The sequence below is a fragment of the Arthrobacter sp. MYb224 genome (assembly GCF_002975455.1).
Classification (GTDB): domain Bacteria; phylum Actinomycetota; class Actinomycetes; order Actinomycetales; family Micrococcaceae; genus Glutamicibacter.
The window spans coordinates 243,470-263,982 of record NZ_PCPU01000005.1; the positions used below are offsets into that span (position 1 = coordinate 243,470).

24 protein-coding genes are annotated in these 20,513 nt (G+C 57.8%); 13 read left to right on the plus strand and 11 right to left on the minus strand.

All coding sequences use genetic code 11. From position 1 onward, the window contains the following. Window positions 1-52: 52 nt before the first annotated feature. On the minus strand, window positions 53-520 hold the full coding sequence (locus CQ017_RS11705; protein ID WP_096253786.1) for a glyoxalase/bleomycin resistance/extradiol dioxygenase family protein: 468 nt from the start codon (window positions 518-520) through the stop codon (window positions 53-55). Between the two features lie 46 nt (window positions 521-566). On the opposite strand from CQ017_RS11705, the gene CQ017_RS11710 reads away from it, so the two are divergent. From CQ017_RS11710 to CQ017_RS11745, 8 genes are all read left to right on the plus strand, one after another. Beyond that, complete coding sequence (locus CQ017_RS11710) at window positions 567-914, plus strand: MerR family transcriptional regulator (protein WP_105553933.1); 348 nt, start codon at window positions 567-569, stop codon at window positions 912-914. Between the two features lie 114 nt (window positions 915-1,028). Further along, window positions 1,029-1,775: an SUMF1/EgtB/PvdO family nonheme iron enzyme gene (locus tag CQ017_RS11715; RefSeq protein ID WP_105553855.1), complete on the plus strand. Its 747-nt coding sequence runs from the start codon at window positions 1,029-1,031 to the stop codon at window positions 1,773-1,775. Between the two features lie 93 nt (window positions 1,776-1,868). Beyond that, entirely contained in the window at window positions 1,869-2,348 is a 480-nt protein-coding gene (locus CQ017_RS11720; RefSeq protein ID WP_105553856.1) for an NUDIX domain-containing protein, read from the plus strand. Window positions 2,349-2,538: 190 nt separating this feature from the next. Further along, complete coding sequence (locus CQ017_RS11725; protein ID WP_105553857.1) at window positions 2,539-3,243, plus strand: DNA-binding protein; 705 nt, start codon at window positions 2,539-2,541, stop codon at window positions 3,241-3,243. A gap of 253 nt (window positions 3,244-3,496) precedes the next feature. Further along, entirely contained in the window at window positions 3,497-3,940 is a 444-nt protein-coding gene (locus CQ017_RS11730) for a hypothetical protein (RefSeq protein WP_141393567.1), read from the plus strand. Window positions 3,941-4,445: 505 nt separating this feature from the next. Further along, window positions 4,446-4,934 carry an N-acetyltransferase gene (locus CQ017_RS11735; RefSeq protein ID WP_181150543.1) on the plus strand — a complete coding sequence of 163 codons (489 nt, stop codon included), beginning with the start codon at window positions 4,446-4,448 and terminating at the stop codon, window positions 4,932-4,934. 520 nt (window positions 4,935-5,454) lie between these two features. Further along, on the plus strand, window positions 5,455-6,150 hold the full coding sequence (locus CQ017_RS11740) for an Abi family protein (RefSeq protein ID WP_219843934.1): 696 nt from the start codon (window positions 5,455-5,457) through the stop codon (window positions 6,148-6,150). Window positions 6,151-6,274: 124 nt separating this feature from the next. Continuing rightward, a complete protein-coding gene (locus CQ017_RS11745; RefSeq protein WP_105553858.1) occupies window positions 6,275-7,111 on the plus strand; it encodes a serine hydrolase in 837 nt (278 codons plus the stop codon). Window positions 7,112-7,397: 286 nt separating this feature from the next. On the opposite strand, the gene CQ017_RS11750 is transcribed toward CQ017_RS11745, so the two are convergent. The 4 genes from CQ017_RS11750 to CQ017_RS11765 form a co-directional block, all read right to left on the minus strand. Continuing rightward, on the minus strand, window positions 7,398-7,715 hold the full coding sequence (locus CQ017_RS11750) for a hypothetical protein (protein WP_096287603.1): 318 nt from the start codon (window positions 7,713-7,715) through the stop codon (window positions 7,398-7,400). Between the two features lie 249 nt (window positions 7,716-7,964). Next, window positions 7,965-8,891, minus strand: a complete 927-nt coding sequence (locus CQ017_RS11755) for a CPBP family intramembrane glutamic endopeptidase (protein WP_105553859.1) — start codon at window positions 8,889-8,891, stop codon at window positions 7,965-7,967. Between the two features lie 145 nt (window positions 8,892-9,036). Beyond that, a complete protein-coding gene (locus tag CQ017_RS11760; RefSeq protein WP_105553860.1) occupies window positions 9,037-9,753 on the minus strand; it encodes a response regulator transcription factor in 717 nt (238 codons plus the stop codon). Beyond that, window positions 9,750-10,721, minus strand: a complete 972-nt coding sequence (locus CQ017_RS11765; protein ID WP_146112480.1) for a sensor histidine kinase — start codon at window positions 10,719-10,721, stop codon at window positions 9,750-9,752. The genes CQ017_RS11760 and CQ017_RS11765 overlap by 4 nt, the downstream gene beginning before the upstream one ends. 570 nt (window positions 10,722-11,291) lie before the next feature. On the opposite strand from CQ017_RS11765, the gene CQ017_RS11775 reads away from it, so the two are divergent. Continuing rightward, complete coding sequence (locus CQ017_RS11775; RefSeq protein WP_105553863.1) at window positions 11,292-12,131, plus strand: MerR family transcriptional regulator; 840 nt, start codon at window positions 11,292-11,294, stop codon at window positions 12,129-12,131. Between the two features lie 259 nt (window positions 12,132-12,390). Here CQ017_RS11775 and CQ017_RS18135 read toward each other — a convergent pair whose 3' ends face one another. Then, on the minus strand, window positions 12,391-12,555 hold the full coding sequence (locus tag CQ017_RS18135) for a hypothetical protein (RefSeq protein WP_181148597.1): 165 nt from the start codon (window positions 12,553-12,555) through the stop codon (window positions 12,391-12,393). A gap of 124 nt (window positions 12,556-12,679) precedes the next feature. Between CQ017_RS18135 and CQ017_RS11780 the strand changes: the two genes are divergently transcribed. Further along, entirely contained in the window at window positions 12,680-12,976 is a 297-nt protein-coding gene (locus CQ017_RS11780; RefSeq protein ID WP_105553864.1) for a DUF4190 domain-containing protein, read from the plus strand. A 676-nt stretch (window positions 12,977-13,652) separates the two neighbouring features. On the opposite strand, the gene CQ017_RS11785 is transcribed toward CQ017_RS11780, so the two are convergent. Next, window positions 13,653-14,033 carry a VOC family protein gene (locus tag CQ017_RS11785; protein ID WP_105553865.1) on the minus strand — a complete coding sequence of 127 codons (381 nt, stop codon included), beginning with the start codon at window positions 14,031-14,033 and terminating at the stop codon, window positions 13,653-13,655. A 415-nt stretch (window positions 14,034-14,448) separates the two neighbouring features. Between CQ017_RS11785 and CQ017_RS11790 the strand changes: the two genes are divergently transcribed. Both CQ017_RS11790 and CQ017_RS11795 read left to right on the plus strand, forming a co-directional pair. After that, on the plus strand, window positions 14,449-15,672 hold the full coding sequence (locus CQ017_RS11790) for a multidrug effflux MFS transporter (RefSeq protein ID WP_105553866.1): 1,224 nt from the start codon (window positions 14,449-14,451) through the stop codon (window positions 15,670-15,672). Between the two features lie 69 nt (window positions 15,673-15,741). Then, window positions 15,742-16,266, plus strand: coding sequence for a TetR/AcrR family transcriptional regulator (locus CQ017_RS11795; protein WP_181148599.1), 525 nt, complete (start codon window positions 15,742-15,744; stop codon window positions 16,264-16,266). Window positions 16,267-16,920: 654 nt separating this feature from the next. On the opposite strand, the gene CQ017_RS11800 is transcribed toward CQ017_RS11795, so the two are convergent. Together CQ017_RS11800 and CQ017_RS11805 are read right to left on the minus strand one after the other, a co-directional pair. After that, window positions 16,921-17,775 carry a phosphotransferase gene (locus CQ017_RS11800; RefSeq protein WP_181148600.1) on the minus strand — a complete coding sequence of 285 codons (855 nt, stop codon included), beginning with the start codon at window positions 17,773-17,775 and terminating at the stop codon, window positions 16,921-16,923. 125 nt (window positions 17,776-17,900) lie between these two features. Further along, a complete protein-coding gene (locus CQ017_RS11805; protein WP_181150544.1) occupies window positions 17,901-18,386 on the minus strand; it encodes a zeta toxin family protein in 486 nt (161 codons plus the stop codon). A 766-nt stretch (window positions 18,387-19,152) separates the two neighbouring features. Between CQ017_RS11805 and CQ017_RS11810 the strand changes: the two genes are divergently transcribed. Next, complete coding sequence (locus CQ017_RS11810; protein WP_105553870.1) at window positions 19,153-19,410, plus strand: metal-sensitive transcriptional regulator; 258 nt, start codon at window positions 19,153-19,155, stop codon at window positions 19,408-19,410. A gap of 72 nt (window positions 19,411-19,482) precedes the next feature. Here the strand turns inward: CQ017_RS11810 and CQ017_RS11815 are convergent, their stop codons facing one another. Beyond that, window positions 19,483-19,893, minus strand: coding sequence for a BlaI/MecI/CopY family transcriptional regulator (locus tag CQ017_RS11815; protein WP_105553871.1), 411 nt, complete (start codon window positions 19,891-19,893; stop codon window positions 19,483-19,485). Next, entirely contained in the window at window positions 19,890-20,486 is a 597-nt protein-coding gene (locus tag CQ017_RS11820; RefSeq protein ID WP_105553872.1) for a hypothetical protein, read from the minus strand. Before CQ017_RS11820 ends, CQ017_RS11815 begins: the two co-directional genes overlap by 4 nt. Window positions 20,487-20,513 lie beyond the last annotated feature (27 nt).

Sequence of the window (20,513 nt, forward strand, 5' to 3'; positions counted from 1 at the left end):
AACTTCGACCCATGTTGCGGGGTGCGCCCCGAACTTAATCGAGTCCGGGGTGTTACCTGCTTGCTGCTGTTCCAAAGCCTTCGCGGTCGGTGCGCGTTGCGATGTCTTCCAATTCCTCGAACACGGTGATCTGTTGCCCGGCGGGGTCTTCTAGCCGTGCGTTCAGAGATCGCCAGGGCGTCTCGCGTGGTTCGGCAATAACGGTTGCTCCTGCCTCAGCAAGTTTGGTGGTGACGCCGTGCCCGTCCGTGACCTCAAAGGCAAGCCGGATACCGGGGCCTTGCCGTGAGCCGGTCTCGACCTGGTCGATCATCCGCTTCTGGGCCGGGTTTGAGATTTCGAGGGTGGCACGCCCAGCGTCCAGAATCGAAACCCTTGCGTCGCCATCGCCCTCAAACGCGGCTTGTTCAGGCAGGCCCAAGGTGTCGCGGTAGAAGGCGATCGCGGCGTCGAAGTCTTCGGCCTCGACGATGACGCGTAGTTGTAGGACAGGGGCAGTTTCAGGCTGTTGTGTAGTCATGCTCGCTAGACTAGGACCTGACATCAATGTGAGGGGCAAGCGACCGATGAGAATTGGCCAATTATCCGAGGCAACCGGAGCGAGTCCACGGTCACTTCGCTATTACGAAGAACAACATCTCCTCGTTTCCACGCGATCTAGCAGCGGCCAACGCATATACACGGACGAAGCAGTGGAGCGCGTGGCACTCATCCGCGACCTTTTCCAAGCAGGGCTGTGCAGCTCGACCATTGCAGATATCTTGCCGTGCATGACCGATACAGCGTCCCAAACACCAATCCTCCGAGCGCGCTTGATCAGCGAACGTGCCATAATCTCAGATCAAATAGAAGCCATGGGAAAGACCCTGAAAGCCATGGATTCAGTCCTCGGAAACCTGCCCCTCGACGCCTGACCTAAAAATCCAGAAGTCACATTCCAGTCGACGGCAACGCGTCCCGTAGAGGGTTCCCCTTGCGGGCGCTCACTTAAAGGGCCGTCTTATGGGACGGCATGGGAGCATTATGGAATGCCTACCTTTGACCTTCGTCCGCTACCGGCCGGACAAGTGGAATTGCACGATGCGCGACGGAAATACCGTTGGACCGTCCATCTGGAACCATTCGAGATTGGAACCACCTCCGTCACAACGGCGCAGTACGCGCAACTGATGGGTACTAGCGAAACAGGCTCCGAAACACCTCTGGTAGATATGAATTGGTTGGAAGCCATCAAGTTTTGCAATGCAGCGTCAATGCATGAAGGACTTGCCCCTGCATACATCATCGAGGCAGGCGAAGTGAGTTGGCAGACCACCGCCTCCGGGTACCGCCTGCCCACCGAAGCCGAATGGGAATACGCGTGCCGCGCTGGCACCGTGGGGCCACATTATGGCCCCCTCGATGCCATTGGGTGGACAGCGAATGACAAGCTAGAAAATCCGAAAGAAGTTGGTCAAAAACTACCCAATGCCTTCGGGCTCCACGACACCCTTGGAAACGTCTGGGAATGGTGCTGGGATCTACTCGATCCGGCCCGCTACGACGATTACCGAGTCTTCCGCGGGGGAGGTTTTGCTGATAAGTCGTGGAGCGCGCGGGCTTCTACGCGTCGCGGTGGTGCGCCTGGGATGAGCCACCCGGACCTTGGTCTGCGCATGGCACGGGGTGCCTTCGACGATGCACAGGCAGCGCAAGGCTGGTCAGCCGAGGCTGATTCTGAACGGGGAAAGATAACTGGCATGCTGCCATCCGGGTGGACGCCCCGGCGATACTGAGACTGACCAAAGCAGGCCAGCCCATATACACGGCGGCGGGTGTCCCGCAGGAGGTTCCTGTGTGTCGCTGGTTTCATGTCGTAGCCTTATGCCATGCCAGTATCAGACTATGTTGCCGGGTTGAGGCAACTAATTGGGCCTCGTCTGCTGGTCCTGCCGGGAGTAACCGCAGTAATCAGGGACGATAATGCTCGTTATCTTCTGGCACTACATGTTGCAGGGAATCGATGGGGGTTGATCGGCGGAGCCGTGGAACCCCTTGAGGGACCACGCGACGCTTTGAAACGCGAAGTCTGGGAAGAAATCGGTGCTGACATTGAAATTCATTCGGTGCTTGACAGCTATGGTGGCACCAACCTGTTGAACGAGTATCCAAATGGAGATCTGGTCAGCTACGTAACGACCGTCTACCTATGTCAATTAGTAGGGGATGCGTCAGCTGTCGAGGCCGATGAAGTCTCGGACATCGGATGGTTCTCCCGGGATGAGATCCGAGAGCTCGAACGGTTTGAATGGATAGACACGGTCTTAGATGACGCTCAGCGTTTTTTCGATGCCGAAGAAGCCCGGTAGCCCTTCCTCTTACGGACGCGCAAACGCACTGAAAGGGACTTTGGTTCCAGATCCGGAACAAGAGGCTTAACGAAAGAAAGGGCCCACCATCGTGGGCCCTTCAATACCTTCTATGCACCACGCTGCCTATTCGAATGGCGAACCATTGAACAGAGGACCGATCCCGTAGTGCTCCTGTAGTCTACTACTTATGCCTGAAGGATTACCACATGCCAATGTTCCCACTCCCAGGCAGGCCATCGCATGGCTATCGCAACACCGCTACGACAAGTATCTGGCGTTGGCCTCAGGTGATCACTCGCTGGCCATGGAAATCTACTCCTGGAACTCTGAACTCTCTTCGGCAATCCTTCGCGATCTAGCCCATGTGGAAGTCGCAGTTCGCAATGCCCTTGACGGTCAGTTGGCACCGACTTTTCCCGACTGGGCAGCACAACCAACGCCCGGCTGGCTGCAACTGCAAAACGGTACGCAAAGGGTCCGCATGCGACAGCAAAAATTAAACAACGACGGCCTGAAACTACTCCGCCAAGCCCAACGTGACGTCGGAGCGGCCGCCACCCACGGTATGGTCATTGCCAGGCTCTCATTTGGCTTCTGGCAATTCCTCATCACGCCGAGAGTCCGAGAAAGCACGCTCTGGACCCCCTATCTACATCGGGGTTTCCCACGCGGCACAGCCCGGGCGGACGTCTCCAGGTTTCTCGAATCGGCAGTAAGTTTAAGAAATCGGCTGGCCCACCTCGAACCGGTTGCCAGTGCCTCAACCAGTGTCACGGAGCGCTTGGCCGATATGAACGCCCTCTTCAAGCTTGTGGCACCCGAAGTCCATGACTGGATCACGGAAATCAGCGATGTCACAGAAATCATCAACCGCGAACCGGTCAGCGGGTGAGCTGTCATGGGCTCGTCTCAGCACGAGTGAACCGAACCCCATGAAAAGGGTGGGAGATTGTGCCCAGTGAAGGTTAGGCTTACGGAACCTGCGCTGGATACAAGGTTAGAGGGTGTGTCCACCAAATCCCATTTAGCCGGCCACCTAACCGTTGCGATAGAAATGATGAATTACTTTGCAATGAGTCAGACCATGAACAAGGCACTAACCGGAACCAGCTCTATACGCTTCGAGCGCGGGTAGGGTGTGAAGAATGAACGCGAAATCAGCAGCCGGTATTCGATTACTCTCTTGGTCAGGTACAGGGATGGCGATCTTGTCCTTGCTAGCAATACAGTCATGGGCAGGGCAAATCATTTTTCTGTCGCTGGGTTCCTTATTCTTCATCCTTTCGGCACAGCGAATAGCGAAACTTGAGGCTTTCAGCGCGCATGTGCCGAAGAATGTCCCGTTTTATCTTGCCATAGCATCAGCGATAGCGTGTCTCGTACGTTTTTCGATTTTGACTCTGACGTCGATACCGGCTCAGCATGGTGAATACGTTTCGAGGAATCAGAATCCAATGGTTACCTTTGTTGCTAGCAATACAGGATTCTTCTACATTTTTTCCTTAGTATTGCTGTTTGGCATGGCTCTAGCCACTCTTGTTTTTCTATCTATACCGACCCGCGAAAAAACCCGCGAAGCTCTCTCGTAAGTTGTCGCACGAGCCAACTGTAGATTCACGAATTCTGATATCGAATTAATGCCTCAGGCTGGACTCGACTGATATTCCTGTTCCAAGTAGCTGTCGAAGATCTTAGCTGTCCGTAGAGGGTTCCTGCTACGAGACGGGTTTGGCTTGATTCTGTCCCGTAGCGGAACCTTGACCGGTGCAGGCGAAGCTCTTCTGATGCCCCCTGAGCGTAATCACGGCAATGGAGCTGGCCCTCCGCTGAGGCCTGGTAGATACATCCACGGAAGTGCAAGTGAACTGACTAGTCTCGACTTTTCTTCTTCGTGAAGAAGCCCGCGCCAATCAATCCGATTGTCACGATTACGCCGATCATAATGACGTCGGCACTTTCCATGTCGTTACCCCCGGTCGGTCTTCGGTTTTCTTACACTATAGCTTTTCACGGGATGGCCAAATCGAGGTGAAGCCCCGCTGTCCCATAAAGCGTTCCTTCTCCGGGCACTGGGTGCTGTGAAAGAATGTTTTGGTGAATTGCTTGGATGATGAGTTGCAGTTGGTCCTGAGTCTTGAGCCAGACGGAATCAATGAGGCCGCATTGATTTGGGCCCGCGCCACAGCCGTGCGCGACCAACGTCCAGAGCCGCTTACCGGCGAAGAAAAAATCCTTGGAATCCAACGGCGATTACAGCTGGAGGGAGCTAAACTCCTCGTTGCCAACCGCGAAGACTCCTGCGTGGGATTCGCGCTCTTTGCACCTCACGAAGAAAGCCTAGAGATCTTCTACCTTGCAGCCACCCCCGAGGTGTGGGGCAGTGGCGTGGCAAGTAGCCTGCTAGTCGCCGTTGAAGAATACGCCAAGAGTATCGGTCGCGCGGCTCTGGAACTATGGGTCATCGATGACAACAGTCGTGCTCTTGCCGTTTACGAGGGATCTGGATTTGTCGGTACTGAACAGGTGAAGCATGACCAATTATCGGGCCAGATTGAGCGACGGATGCTAAAGGAAATTTGTTAGTTGGCCGCTACGGCCTAAACCCAACCGCCGATGTCCCGCAGGTGGTTCTTGAGCCGACGTTGCCTCCAGCCTATATAGGCTCGTTCTTTCCTAGTTCCAAGGTCGCTAGGCTGAGAACATGAAACCTGGAAGATTGAAGGCTATTGGAACGGTCCTGCTGCTCTTGGCCATTGTTGGCACGCTTAGCAGCTGGTCAGTGACCGGCGATGATCGCATTGCCTCTACCGTCATCAACGTACTTCTATTCTTAGTCGGAGCAGTAGCAATATTTCTGGGATACTGGCGTTCTCGCGTTCGAGGAACCGCGACGGCACAAAAACGAATCGGCTGACTCTGAACAGGTAACTTTGAATTCTGTATAGCCGTCCCGCAAAACGTTCCCCAAACGGGGGAGATTCGGGAAAAGAAAAACTCCGGGTCCGCCAAGGCGAAATACCGGAGTTTCCAATTCATGGCCCGAGTAACATGAAACAGCGGTCATCAAGGGCTTGCAAATCAACCTTACCTTGAAAGGTGACATATGGCGAAGGCATCGGGCAACGATACTTGGATCGAGAACTGGCTGAGCATGGACCGCTTTTCCACCTACCTCGAAGTCGCGGGAGGCTCTCGCACACGCGCCCTGGACCTATATAACTGGAACGCCAAGCTCAGTGCCGCTTTTCTCCACGACCTCAGCCACCTCGAAGTCGGCCTGCGGAACGCGTGCGACCGCCAACTTGCAGCAGCGACACTCCCAGGTGACACGCATTGGACCGACCCAGCTACGCTACTTGCCCTATTCCCCATTGTGATGCGACGAAACAAGCTGACCGGTCGGTTGCATGACGTGAACAAGATTCCCAGGAGCAACGTCGAGCGCGCCCGAACAAGCGCAGCAACAAAGCCACATGCCCCACCATTGCCAGGGAAGACAGTCGCTGAGATCATGTTCGGCTTCTGGACCTATCTCTTGGCTGACGCGCATGAAAAAACGATCTGGGTTCCCCATCTCCACAAGGCGTTCCCTCCAGGGACAGACCGGAACCGACTCAACGACTCACTTGCCTCGCTTCGTCGCTTTCGGAACCGAGTGGCCCACCATGAGAACATTCTCCGTGGCTCGGAGGGTGAACGTCGCCGAATCGTCTATCTGGTGCGATTGCTGTCTACCGATGCGCTGGAGCATCTCCAAGCCAACAGCGACTTCGCCACGATTCTGGGGACGCGCCCATAAGGGTTTAGTGTATTGGAGTGTCCCGGTAGACGTTCCTCTTGTGCGCATCGAAATCGATCGTTCAGGAAATCAATTCAGGTGGGCACTTATCCCTCTTGTCCTAGACTGATGGCAGGATGGAGATATGCAGCACACTGTCCCTATCTACAGCATCGCGAAATCCTACACCGCCGCCGCTGTTCTCTTGACGTTTAATCCGCAACTACACATCGGTGATCGCCTGGTCTGGCTACCAGCGCATTTGAAATCTCTGTCGTTCGAAGACTTGCTCTCACACCGTTCCGGGCTCAATGATTATTTTGTTTGGCCGGACTATCGAGCTGCAGTAGAGAACGCCGCAGAACCTTGGGACGCAATGGACATCATTGCGCGTGCAGAGGTGCAAAACCCTGGCGGATTTAACTATTCAAATATCGGGTACCTACTTCTACGCTTAGCTCTCGAAGATTTCCACCAGAAGCCTTTTTACAACGTGCTCGACAACTTGATCTTTAGCCCTCTTGGTATTCAAGCCTCTCCTTTTGATTCCCTTGATGATTGGGAACAATGCAATCATCCCGCGATCACTGAGAAACTGCGCAACTACCACCCAGGATGGGTGTACACCGGAACTTTCGCAGCCACACCCGATGAAGCTGCACGTGGAATTGCGTTAATCATGCGAAACGAGCTGGGGTCGGCCGTGCCTGAAGCAATGTCGAAAACCCATTTGGTTGGTGCTCCGCAGAATCATCCGATGTCGCCGGAAGCTGGATACGGGCTGGGACTTATGACGCGCGGTCTACCTCCAGTAATTGTTGGGCATGGTGGGCAAGGTCCAGGGTTTAATCACTTCGCTGCAGTCAGTTCCGATGGTTCCCGCTGGTGCGGAGATACGAGCGCGCAGGAAGGTGAAGATCACGATTTGATTCGTCGATGCGTGGCCGCTGTGACCAACGATGATCTCACGGTGTCCCAGTAAAGGTTCCTCAATCGGAACGATCAGTTATCGCAATCAGGGTCATGCCACACCTTAGATCTGGCGGCAGGCCAGCGCCCACCTTCCGGAACGGTGCGACTGTTCCGTTTGGAAAAGTGCGCCTCGCTGGTTCTCGATTCGAAATGAATGAATTGGCATGGTCTGCGATTAGTTGTCCCGACACTGTTTGCCGCACAGCGCCTCCGCGGTTCGAGCGCCGAGCTCGTCTACAAGTTTTGGGTCCAAGCTGTCAGCGGCAACTCGCGCAATCCCCCTACCTAAATCAGCGCTAAAAGACGGATTGGCCCGAAGCCGCAACGACGCCTGAGCGAGTACGGTGGAGTGTTTTCACCAGCATCACGGCGAACACCACGGCCAGTACATCAGCGGCCAGCACCATGAGCAGTGAAGCATGAGCTGCAATCCATAACGGATTCGCATTGGGTAGCATCTGGGCGGGATCGACTCCAGCGGCCGCCTCCATTCGATTGACGGCGGCGCTGTCCGCAATCTGCCAGAGAAAGAAAAATGCTACGACTGCGACATTAAGGCCCAGCAGCGTCAAACCGCCAAGAACCCCGAGTAGCTTATTGAAATCTCTTGGCATTCGCACTCCTAATTACAGCCGTTCCGAACGGATTCCCAGAGCCGCCGGATGAGCAACTTCGAGTCCAATCCCTATTATTCCCGCTTTGGCGCACCGGGGGTTCTCCGTGTCGGGGCGGCCCAGCCGGATACCGGACGGCAGTCGATGCCCTTGGCCGCGGGAGACCGGCCAGACAGTTCGCTGGATCGGTTGTCTGTGTCCCGGCACGGTCCAGGGTTTCTGGATGAAGGACTTTTTCTGCCCCACGAATCACTGCACTCGGTCAAATGCCGAGCCCTGGCCCGGCATAATGATTCGGCCCCGGGCGATCAGCGACGTGGAAGCGAAAGCCGGCCGCGACGACGCGCAATGGCCAGGAATACCACGGTAGCCACCGAGCACACCAAGATGGCGACGATGCTGGCTTCCGGCCCGAAGCTTCCCCCGGAAAGCCAGTCCGGTCCGCTGGTCACCGCGGTGACCAGCGAATCGCGGGCCTCGGAACCCGAGGTGATCGATCCAAAAAAGGCCCGTTGTCGCAAAGTTCCAGCCGAAGTGCACTCCGATCGCCAGCCATAGCGATCTGGTGGCAAGGTATGCGGCGCCCAGCATGATTCCGGCTTCAATCATGATGGCGAAGGCGCCCGGCAGCGAAGCATCCGGATTCACGAGGTGAACGAGCCCGAAGAGGATCGCCGAGGCGCCAAGTGCCACGGCTGTGCCCCAGCGGCCGTGCAGCAGGCGGAACACGACTCCGCGGAAGAATACTTCTTCCGAAACGGCGATCGCGCACATCATTCCGGCGACGGCCAGCATGCCGGAAATGGACCCCCAGCCGGTGATCGTGTACGCGCCGAAAAGGGCGAGGATGCCCACCGTCGCGCCGGACATCAGCACTCCGAGCCCCGTTCCGGCCAGCAGGTGGCGGACGCCGTGGTCCGATGGGAATTCTTCTACCTTGCGGCGTTCGACCCTTCGACCGGTCCAGATGTACAGGCAGATCATGGCAGCCGCCAGGATGGGGCCGATGGCCAGCGCGGCCACAGGGTTGCGCGGCCAGGCGGCGATGGCATTAGTCGCCAGCATCGCCACGGCTAATCCGGTGACCATCATGGCCGTTTTGATCCAGGAACGAGTTCCGGGGTCCATGACTCCGGGCTTGGCTGCTGGCTTGAGATCCTGCGTGGACTTTGTCATTTTTGCTCCTTATCCCCTACTCGGCTTCGGGGTCTGAGCATGACGTTACGGCGTTCGAGAACACGGCGAATCCCCCGCGAGCGGACATTTGGGATCCCTCGCTCGGGGGACCCAGAGTTCCTGGTGATCTGCGATCCGTACGGCCTCAAGACCAGGCGGCCAGTCCCGTTCTGTGCGCGAGCACTACGGCCTGCACCCGGTCACGCAGCTCAAGCTTGGTCAGGATGCGCGACACATAGGTCTTCACCGTCTCATGGCTGATCACCAGCTGAGCCGCGATCTCCGCGTTTGACAGCCCCTCGGCGATGAGGATCAGCACTTCGCGTTCCCGTGCGGTGAGTGCTTCGAAGATCGCAGCATCCTGCGCGGTGAGTGCTTCGAAGATCGCAGCATCCTGCGCGGAGGGCCGCAACCGTTCAGCGTAGCGTCCGATCAAGGACCGCGTCACCGCCGGTGCGATCAGCGAGTCGCCCGCGGCGATGGTCCGGATGGCCGCCGCCAGCTCGGCGGGCCTGGCATCTTTGAGCAGGAAGCCGCTCGCGCCGGCGCGCAGCGCGTCGTACACCAGAGAGTCCAAGGAGAATGTGGTCACCACCAGGACGCGTGCGGCATCCGAAACCTGCGGTCCGGCTATTCTCCTGGTCGCTTCGATCCCGTCCAGCAGCGGCATGCGGATGTCCATCACTACGACATCCGGGCACTCGCGGCGGGTGACCCGTAAGGCTTCTTCCCCGTCTGCCGCCTCGCCGATAACCGCAAGATCGGGCTGGGCATTGATGATCGTCGCAAATCCGGTGCGCACAACCTCTTGGTCATCGCAGATCACGACGCGGATCGGCGTGTTCGCGGCGGCCGCGCTCACCGCGGAATCCGCACGCGAACCACGAACCGCTGGTCCACCGGTTCGGCCTGCAGCTCCCCGCCTGCCAGTTCCACCCGTTCACGCATACCGATGATCCCCCGGCCTCCCGATACTGATGCCATTCTCTTGCGGCGGCGGCCGGAACTGACCACTTCGACCATGATCTCATGTTGGCCGTAGGCGACTTCCACCGCTGCGGCACCGTCGCGCGAGTGCTTCATCGCATTCGTGAGACTCTCTTGGACTACCCGGACTATCACCAGTCCGGTGGCTCGCGTCAATGGGCGGCGCGCGCCGCGCTCCACGAATTCGACTAGCTGACCGGCCGAGCGGGCCCGGGAGACGACGTCGCTGACCTGCTGCTCGGCGGGCGCACGAGTGCTCTCAGCCTTCCCGTCCAGCGCCCCGAGCAGGCTGCGCAAGTCCTCCAGCGTCGTTCTGCCCCCGTCGGCGACGGAGGCCAGCAGATCCAGCGTCCCCCGATCGAGATTCGGACGAAACTGACCGGCCTCGGCCTGCACCACCATCGCGGTCACATGATGGGTGACCACGTCGTGCAGCTCGTGGGCGATCCGCGCCCGTTCGGCCGTGATCGTCTCCCGTTCGGCCGCCTCGGTGCGGCTGCGACGCATCGCGGCCTGCGATCGGAGCCACGAGCCGAAGAACCACAGCGCCGCCAGAAGCGCTCCGAAAGCCAGCGCGTCGGAGACTGTCAGTGCCGCGTCGAGCGGAATCAGCGCCGCGGCGAGCGCGGCATAGCCGCCTAGGACGAGCAGCGAAGTCAGCATCCGGTGCCGCTGGAGCAATGCCCCGCGCCCACCAGGGCAACGAGCAGACCGAGGGCGGCGAAGGTGGTGGGGAACCCGAGCAATTGGTACGCCGCGAACGCCGCAAAGGCCAGCGCCAAGGACCACTGCGGCCAGCGGCGCAGTATCGCGACCGAGCCTCCCTGGATCACGATCAGACAAACGCCGAGCGGATTGAGCCGGTGATCGGGCGACGCAGCCAGCTCGAGCCCCTGCTGCGCCACACCCGGCACGAACGACAAGCCGACAAGCCGATGAGAACGACAGCGGACACGACGTCCCACTTGAGACGAGCCACCGGAAATCGGACAGTCTTCATCCCAAAATCGTACCCGGATGCCCAGGGCGCAGGTGATGCCGCGGCGGGCAGCGCCGCGATGACGGTTCCACCTGCCGGCGTTCCCCCAAGGGCCTGCGAGCGGGCACAGGAAGGTTGCTTCGCTGACGCCGGCGGCAGATCCGGATGACGTAGGTCAAATATCCGAGTACTGCGGTGCGGAAGTAAATGCCGCCAAACCGAGTGGATACGTTGACCTTGAGGCAGTCTCCGCTGTAACCGCCTCGCGTGTTGACAGCCGCGACCCCGTGGCGAATGGCTGTAGCCTACAAGGTGAGCACGTTCTTGCAGGGAAAACAATGATCGTGGTTGCCCCTTGGAGTCAGTCCGGCGGTTGAGTTTTCAGCGGTGAGGCATTTGGCGTCACGATTCGATCCACTAAGGAAGGTCCCGTTTTGCCTTTGTCCTTTATCCCGCCGCGTCAGGTCAATATCGGCGACGCGGCAGCATTCGTCGGCACCACACCGCAGGCGATCCGTCGCTATCACGAGATTGGCCTGCTCCCCGAGCCCGAACGGGGCAGCGATGACCGCCCCCGATACGGCTACGAAGACATGATCCGGCTGCTGTGGATCCACAAGATGACCGGCGCCGGGTTCGCCTCGGAGGAGATCCGTGACGCCTTTGCCGGCACGGCTCCTGTTGGTGCCGACAGCGTGCAAAACGCCGCTATCGCGCAACGCATGCGCACCCCAGATGGCAGAATGGGATTACTTTCCGACTTCGTCACCTGCCGCCTCAAGCCCCTGCCCAAGGGCTCCCTGCGCCAGGCGGATCTGGACAGCCTGCTGGTCACAGAGCGGATCTTCGGCCCGCTCGGCGCGGCCCTCCAAGCCACCCGTTTCATTGCCATAGCGACCCACCCGGGTCTGCAAGAAGAATCCGACCGTGTTGATATCGCCGAGGAGGCACTCGATGACACGATCGCTGCCGAGGACCCGCGTGTGGCACTGGTAGCTGCCAAACGGCACGCATTCGAATTGCAGCTGCACGCAGTCATCGAGGGTTCCAGCCTGGCGCTGAGCGACGAAGCGATCGTCGACTCCTGGGACGCGTTGCACCCCGAGAACGAAGATGAAGATGAGAGCGGAGTCGACCAAGACCCTGGCACGGGGCCAGAGACCATGAGCGCAATCGAAGCTATTGGAAAGATGCCCTACGATTTCTCCCCGGCCCGCCTGCGCTGCATGGAATTGGCCGAAGAACTCGCCACCAGCGAGTCACCCGGTTCTTGAACAAGTCCCCTCGTCCTAAACCAGGAAGTATGCTCGGATATCCGTTGAGCCAGTCGAGATTCCTTGCGCCAGTGTTGGTCCAGATATCGCACCTGGGACCAGCACGTCGATGGCTTCGCCCGAGAACGTGTCCGTAGCGGGCGCCGCTAGCGGACCGAGCGCTTCTCGGAAACAGGGCTACGCCGCACCATGGATCCAGGTCCCGACCAGTGACCGTCCTATGGGACAAATCAATATGGAGCACCAATATTGGTGCGGTCTAAGCCAGCGCCCCTTCAAACGGATTGCAAAAAAGGAAATCACGTTGCCGTTCAGGAAACAGAACACCGCCTTCCACGACGGACCATAAGTACTCAATAGTGCCGGAGCAAACCAACGCGAGCATGGACAGGGTTTCGATTCGAGAGTTGATGGCAACCACCATTGGCTGCCGCTTCCTCCGTCTTCGGCGGCCCTCTCCGACGGGCAGAGAAGCTTCAGCTACCTCGCTGGCTTTTCGAGTGCATCAACGTCTAGGCTCAGCACTAACAGCAAACGATGGAGGAACCATGGCAACGCAAAGCGTGTCGCCACACACGGGCTCGGAACCACTGAACAAGCTGTCCGTCACGGCCCTGGCCCTTGCGGCCTTAACCCTTTTGAGCATGTGGTTCCTTGGCAACTCGGGTCTGGCGATCTTTGCGGTGGGCGCGGGCCACGTTTCGCTAAACCAGATCACCCGACGGGGCGGTCGCGGCCGCTGGCTCGCAATCGTTGCGCTCGTGATCGGATACGCCGTTGCCGCCCTCTCGTTCTATTCAATTCTGACTGCCATCCCACTGTTGATCCAGTCCTACATGGCCTGACGCCGTATTTGACGAGCAAGGTTTCTTGGCCGGCGGTAAAGCCAGCCCGAGGGTTCGTTTCCTATTTTTTGATGCTTCCCATCTCTACGGGTTTCCCGGCATTGGGGTTGTTTCCCATCAGGCGGACTATCCGGTTTTTCGCGGAATGCCGAAAGTCCCCTCCCGCTCGAAGCCCATCTCGACGAACAACTCGAACAAGCGTCCTTCCGCCTGTTCGTCCACTCACCGGAGCGCCTGGGATACGTCCTGCAACTCAACGAGCGCATAGGCATCCAGATTCCATGCATTCCCGGGGTGCAGTTGCGAGCAAAAATTGACCCGATAGCAGGGCGAACTCACCGAGGCGCGTGGTTCGGCGTGGTCAGTTCCTATGGCGCGCATGGCACCAAGATACAAGGCTGTGCGGTGGAGCTCTAGAACAACCAGTTGCCTAGGTCGCATGAATTATTTGAACCGTAGAATCGCATCTGGTGAGGGTTCCGTATACTCTGCACTTGTTTTCTGGCGCCAAGCATGGACGAAGAATCGCTGGAAGTTGACTTTTATGAGCCGCATCTCGGGAGCCGCTTGAGCAGTCAGGCTTTCTCCTACTTCACAAAACCATGCCGGGTGGTCGATCACCGTGGCTGCCGGTTCGCGAAGGCAGCCTAGCCACCGCCGCCGGCCCGTTGCGGCGTCATGAATCATGGAAGTCCGCTGGCTCCGGTGCGATGCGTTTGGCCATGAGGCAGAATTTGTTGCCCTCCGGGTCAGTGAGAACGTGCCAACTGCCCGACGGGACCACATCGGTCGACATGGCCCCCAACGACAGGAGCCGTTCCAGTTCTTCCGCCTGGCCGCTATCTGTCGGACACAGATCGAAGTGCAACGTTTCGGCTCTGGGCACGACGTCGTCCGTACGCAGGAACAGCATCGTCGGGGCATTCGGAGCCCCGGAGATCGCGACTCCCGTCGCGTCCGACCCCGTGATCCGGTAGCCGAGCGCCGCGCACCAAAAACGAGCCAAGCGCTCCGGATTCCGTGCCTTGATCACGATGTCCGCAATTCGACTAGCCATGCACTCCACCCGCTTCCTGCTCGCCGACCGTGCGGCTTTCGACTTCGTGGCAACCCCGCGCGGCTGGAACTCGCACGGGCCGGCAAACTGTCAGTATCCCATCGCTTCAGGTGCCGATCGCCAACCGGACAACAGTGAGCACGAGCCACCTAATAGCTTTTCGAGAATCCCGCCATTGATCTCTGCGATTCACAGTACACCCGGCATGGTGTGATGCCGACTATGGAAAAGCTCCCATCCATCCGGCGAGCGCCGCACTTTTACTACGCCACTCCCCCTGATCGATCCAACCAATTCATACCGTGCGTCACTCCTCACATTTTCGGTTTCGAGGTAGCCATCTGGAACATTTTCAGATACTTTTTAACCTACCTACCGATAGGTAGGCAAGATTCTTGATTTAGAAGGCGTTTGCATGACTACTACAATTTCCCGCCCCCTCAAGGTGGGTGCATGGTTTGCTATCTCATTGGCACTCGTGACAGTTCTTGGTCCGGCAGGCACGGATATGTACCTGTCGTCCTTGCCCGATGTGGTGGAGCATTTAAACGGCACAGCGGCTTCAGGCCAGCTCACTTTAACCGTTTACTTGCTGGCCATGGGTGCAGGCCAGCTGGTATTCGGGCCGATTACTGATGCTTTCGGGCGCCGGCGGCCACTGCTGGCCGCCCTGATCGTTTTCCTGCTGTCCTCCGTATGGGCTGCCATGAGCCCATCAATGGGCATACTTTTAATGTCGCGCACATTGCAGGGGCTGGCAGCTGCCCTTACCCTAGTCGTGGCCCTGAGTATGGTTCGAGACGCAGCGCAAGGTGTCCGAGCCGCGCAGCTCTTTGCATTGCTCATGACGATCGAAGGCTTGGCTCCGGTATTGGCTCCCACGGTCGGTGGTTTTGTCGACCAGCATTTCGGGTGGCGTGCTGTGCTTCTGGTCTTGGCGGGGCTGGCAGCAATCGCGTTTGCGAACTCAACGGTGAGCTTGCGCGAGACACTTCCAGCTGAATCCAGAACGTCGTTGCGGTTGGGCCAGGTGATGCGCACCTACGGACGCATCGCACGGGATGGGCAATTCCTGCTACCGGCCTTAGGCCTCTCGGCAGTGTTCTTTTTCCTCTTCGCCTACATCGGCGGGGCGCCCTTCATCTACCAGGGGGAGTTTGGTCTCAGTTCAGATACCTTTGGCCTTGTTTTCGGTGGAACCGGGCTCGCCGTGATGTTCGGTGCAATTATTGCCGGGCGCACGGTAGGTAAATTCGGCGCCGGCAAACTCGGCGTCATTGGCACTATCTTGATCGCACTCGGCGCGCTGATCGGCCTAATTCTCTCAGGTATTGGGTTGGGTCTCGCAGGCATTGTCATCGGCATGTTTGTTGCACTCCTCGGAGTCGGAATAGCCGAAGCGACGTTGATGGCCTTGGCAATGGCTTCGCAAAATACTGCGCTTGGTTCAACCGCTGCGCTCCTGGGAGCTTTCCAGCTGATCATTTCCTCGGCGGCTACGCCCTTGGCAGGGCTTGCCGTGGGGATATCCACGGGGGCATGGCTGGGATTCCTTCTGGGCATCTCCTTGGTAGCCTTTATCATCGTAGGAGTGAGCATTAAGCGCGCCCCGGCGATCACCGATCTCGGAAGTCACTAGCAGAAGCCTGAACTTGTGGAGGTTTCATTGGCAAAACCCCTGTCCCCGTCAGCCCAACGCGTCTGCTTAGTGGCTGCCCAGCATTTTGCGCAACATGGCTATGATGGCTCATCACTCACCGTCATCGCCGAAGGCGCAGGCATGCGCAAGGCCTCACTGTATGCGCACTTCTCCAATAAGGATTCCTTATACGAGCAGACTCTGGATTTGGCATTTGCCGACCAGGAGGCCGCAGCGAAAGCTGCATTCGCTAGCGAAGCGGACGGGAAAATGCCGGGAATCGAGTACTTGGAGGCACTTTCCGCGAGGTATGCAGCGTCAGTGAACTTCCGATTCCTGCTGCGGTCCGTGTATGCCCCGCCGCATGCACTTGAAGCAAAGATCATTGGCAAATATCGTAACTTCGAAAACGAGCTGCGAGCCCTATTCGTGTCAGCTGCGGCCAAGGAAGACGAGAAAACGCGCGATCTGACGGAAGCGTATCTGGCGGTGGTCGACAGCCTCCAGGTCGAGCTGATCTATAATTCTGCTGAGAATTACGAGGTCAGATACCGAGCCGTGTTGCGGATGCTTCAGCATTACTACGAGAAGTGATCAAAGAGTTCCGCAATGCTTCCGGCCAAGCAGCTGAAGCAGTTCGGCACGAGCACCGCGGTGAAGCCGTCATCCGAATAATGCGTTCGAATGACGGCTTCGTGCTGTTCTGAGCCAACTAGCCTGTGAAACGTAAACACGAACGGATCCGAGCCACTACTAGGGTGCATATTCTTGGTCCTCGGAATGGAGTTCTCGTTGAGTTCAATCAAAAAGATCGTCGAGCAGAATCGATTACCGAAAAACCATGTTGCACCCCGGTGGCAGCGCATCCCTTAAGACTTGTCGAATGGTTCCGTGGATGTTTCCACTCGTTTCGGGATCATCGTGGCTCCGGGCCTGTTTTCGCCCCGGTTGTTGGACTAAGACAAATAATCGATTCCGTCACCAGTCTCGACATTCAGCGCTTCAGGCTCAGGTGCCTTACGCACGGCGGCTGCGTTCTGATTCCGGCAATGTGCCCGTCCAACGACGCTGCTTTGCGCGTATGCGCGGAGTCGAAAAAAGGTTAGTTCCATCATAATTCGCCCGGACAACTGGAGCTATTCCGCAGAACTCATAATGCATCCGAGGAAAAACCGTGATTGATTTGGAGGCATACTGTCGATGACTTCTTCAGGCACCGACTACGCTGTGCATCCAGCTGGTGTCGGCCTAGGCAAGGTTCTCTCGGAGCCATCTGGATGCATTGTCGGCCGCGGCGAGAATCTCAGGCTCTGGGCGTTGGGAGACTATCAGGAAACCCACCTGTTGAAGCCGGAAGGTATTCCTCCGAATCAATGCCCGTTGCACTTGATCGGCGGAGCAAATCTTCGATAGCTTCTCCCACCCATGCCAGACTCCCATACTGGCGAGGTCAGTTGAACGATCGCTCCCGGAAGACAAATCCCAGTCCAGAATGCCGGATACACGTCCTTGATCCCACAAGACATTATGGCCGCCCAAATCCCCATGCGAGAAGACTCGATCCTCAGCACTGATTCCGGCAAGGGCTTCAACCGCTTCTCCAGCCAACGCTCGAATTTGTGGTTCAATCCTTGGAAGGACCTCATCGATTTGAACCCGATGCCAGTCCGAGCCTCCGCAAAATGACAGGGGCTCAGCCAACAAAGAACGCAACGGCACCAGATCTATGGAGGACACCAAATCCAGCAGCCGCCTGATTTCGCCCGGCGAACCTTCACCGGCGGGGCATGGGCGTCCCGGGATGAATTCCGTCGCGACAGCTGATATGCCGTCAACCTCGATAACCGGCCCCATCGACCAGGGCAGATTCAATCCGATATCGCGCGGAATCATGTCGACAAGCTCTTGCCTCCGACACATTTGATCGCCGGTAAATTTGTCTCGCGCGATTCTGATAGCGGCCTGCTGCTCCAGCAGAACAACAACGTGGGCGGAACCTTCTTCGACGACTTTTCGACGCGCGCCACGCGCCTTGCGTGGAAGATCCGCGATCGCAAAGTCAACGATAGACGTCAGGCCGGAGTTGATTACTGGCATTGGCATAGTCATGAGCCTACAAGACTCGTTGGGCTGAAACGCTCCCTGGAAGTGACTCGCGATTCTCGCCTACGTTCCGTGTACCGAATGCATTTCCGCGTATGGATCCGGCATAAGGTGAGCCCTAGGGTCTAAAGCGCAGGGCCATGCAAAATGCGTTCAACGATCTCGTCAGGGTGTTCGTCAGCCAGAATTCGCTGCTCTGCAACAAACGACAAGGGCTGCCATCCGTGATACCAACTTTGCATATCCGCGATGCTAAATTCAGTGGCCTTTGCCCTGCTCAAATGCCGTAGAGCCGTCTCCTCGAACGTCAGGTCGAAAGCATAGAACCGGGCATCATCAACATGTTCTGCCACGCGCTCTAACATTTCGCCATATCGGGTGGCGTTGAAGATTCCTTCCAGAATCACGTTGTGGCCACGACCTATGCAATACGTAGCCGCCATTTCGAGTAGATCTTTGTGAGCTAGGCTTTCGTTTTCACGCTCGTGGTAGATGACCCGTCTGAAGTGGTCCTGCTGAAGTACCGCTGTCGGCGCCCCGAGCTTGGTCTGGAGCAAACGCGCAATGGTGCTCTTACCAGACCCCGAATTTCCACGAATCACTACCAGCATGGCTAAAACCTTCATTCCGAATGTCCGCAGATAAACCTGTTACGCAATGCTGAGCACAGGCGGTGTCATCCAATTCCAGGGGGCGCAGCGTCCCGCATCGTGTTCGCCCTGCGGACACATCGAATTGTAAAGTCCGACTCAAAGCTATCCCGGCCCGAGGACCAAAACTTCAATGGACAAAACAGGCCTGAAGATCCGGCTGGCCGTCGCCCAGCATCGCGATTAAACCGATTCCGTCGTCAGCGCCACGCTAGTTCCCTACCAAGAGAAGCTTCGATTGCATTCAACAATGAACGACTAGATGGCGCCCAACGCCTTGCCACAGGCAATTCCAGCACCAGGGCCGGAGCCGAGCTGGATCTGCGGGGGCTCGAACACGGCCCCTTCGCCCTTGACCTGACACCAGATTACTGGTTGCCCCGTTCACCTACCGACCCAAAAGGCGTGAGAAGAATCCTCGGGCGGAGCGTGATTTCTTCGGCGCATTTGGGTCGCAACTGCAGCGCTCTTTTTGTGGAATATGAGCCATGACCTGCTGGACATGCTGGCCACAGCCGGCCCAAGTTGTTTTATGGCATAGGCGACAATTGACGGCACGGCACATGCTTACACTTCCTAAACTTAGTAGCACTTTCGAGGGTATCTCCGCGAGCATATCCAGTATTGCACATACCCTAGGGGGTATTTAAAAGCATGGACTCAACCACGACAGGGAAACCCCTAGGGGTATAGACTGAACTGAACTACGACCCCGAAGGATCCCTCCATGCAGCTTGAAGTCGAAACCATGAAGCCCGCAATCAACAGGCTCAAGCGGGCACAGGGTCAGCTCAATGCAGTGATTCGCATGTTGGAAGAGGGAAGCGATTGCCGCGCAGTGGTCACGCAGCTATCCGCCGCCTCCAAGGCGATTGACCGCGCGGGGTTCTCCATCATCGCCACCGGACTGGAGCAGTGCCTGCAATCCGAAAATCCGGAACTAGACCGAGCCGACATGGAGAAATTATTCCTCTCACTGGCCTAGGCAAGAAGCCGGCGGCTGCCCTGGAGACTACGAAGCGATCCCCCATCTTGCATATGGCCGAAAGCTGGTCGCCTAGTCCCGAGCATCATCCAGCAGCGCCGCCAGGAGTGCGCGGTCTGCCCCATCAAGCAAGCCCACGAACCGCGCGAGGCAGTTCTCCTTATTGTTCGTCTCCGTTAACGAACGGACCATATGCGCTGCAGAAAACTGGCAACCGGTCAGCGTGGCCTCGTATGTCCAGACTCTCCCGATCAGCGTGCGCGCGAGCAGTCCCTTGTCGAAGAGGTGCCCAAGCACGGTGGCGACCGTGGTGTAAGCAGGTGTGACCTCCTCTTCCGCATCCATTATTTCGAGTACGGTACGCGCGGTGTGCGGTTGGCCGCTGCGCCATAAGATGTTCATCACCCGTCGCTCCAGGGACCCGAGCTGCGGGGCATGCTCCACGCTGAAGGGCAAAGACGGCGGCACAGAGTCACTGGTCATCGAGGAAGACCTCCAATCGATACGCGTGGACGCGCAGGTACAGCACACTGGACTTGGCCGGAAAGCCGGAAAATCAAAGCAACGAACGTTGATGCCACTGCGATGCCTGCCAGCCAAGGCTGCAACGGAGCAAAGTACGTAGTTGCTCCGGAATACCCTAAGACCAAGAGGGCGATTTTATTGCAGACCGGGCAACCCACGGCGAACCAAGCCAGAACGCCGCCGGTGAGCCCTAGCCTAGAAGTCGCTTTTTCTTCTTTTCCTTGCCGTTTCTCGGCGGACCGAGTTGCCGGATCCTGACTCTGCGCGGAACCACTTGAATTCATTTCTGTTGAATTTTTGACGTAGCTTGCCAAGAGAAGTCCTGAGAGTCCCGAGGTGGCGATCCACACTGGGTAATTCCACAGGGTCGCGGGGATCTCGCGGGTGAAGATGCCGTTGGGAATCAAGACTGTTGCGAGCCCCAAAAGCACTCCTACCGCCACGGTGGCGGCGATTGCCGCCAGCCACTGCCGAGTCCCCCATAAGCTCAAGGCCTGTCCCGACAAAGGAATCCGACTGATAAACCCCTTCACCCATTCGTTCGCTGGCAACCTAGCTCCTTACCGAGCGCAGGCGGT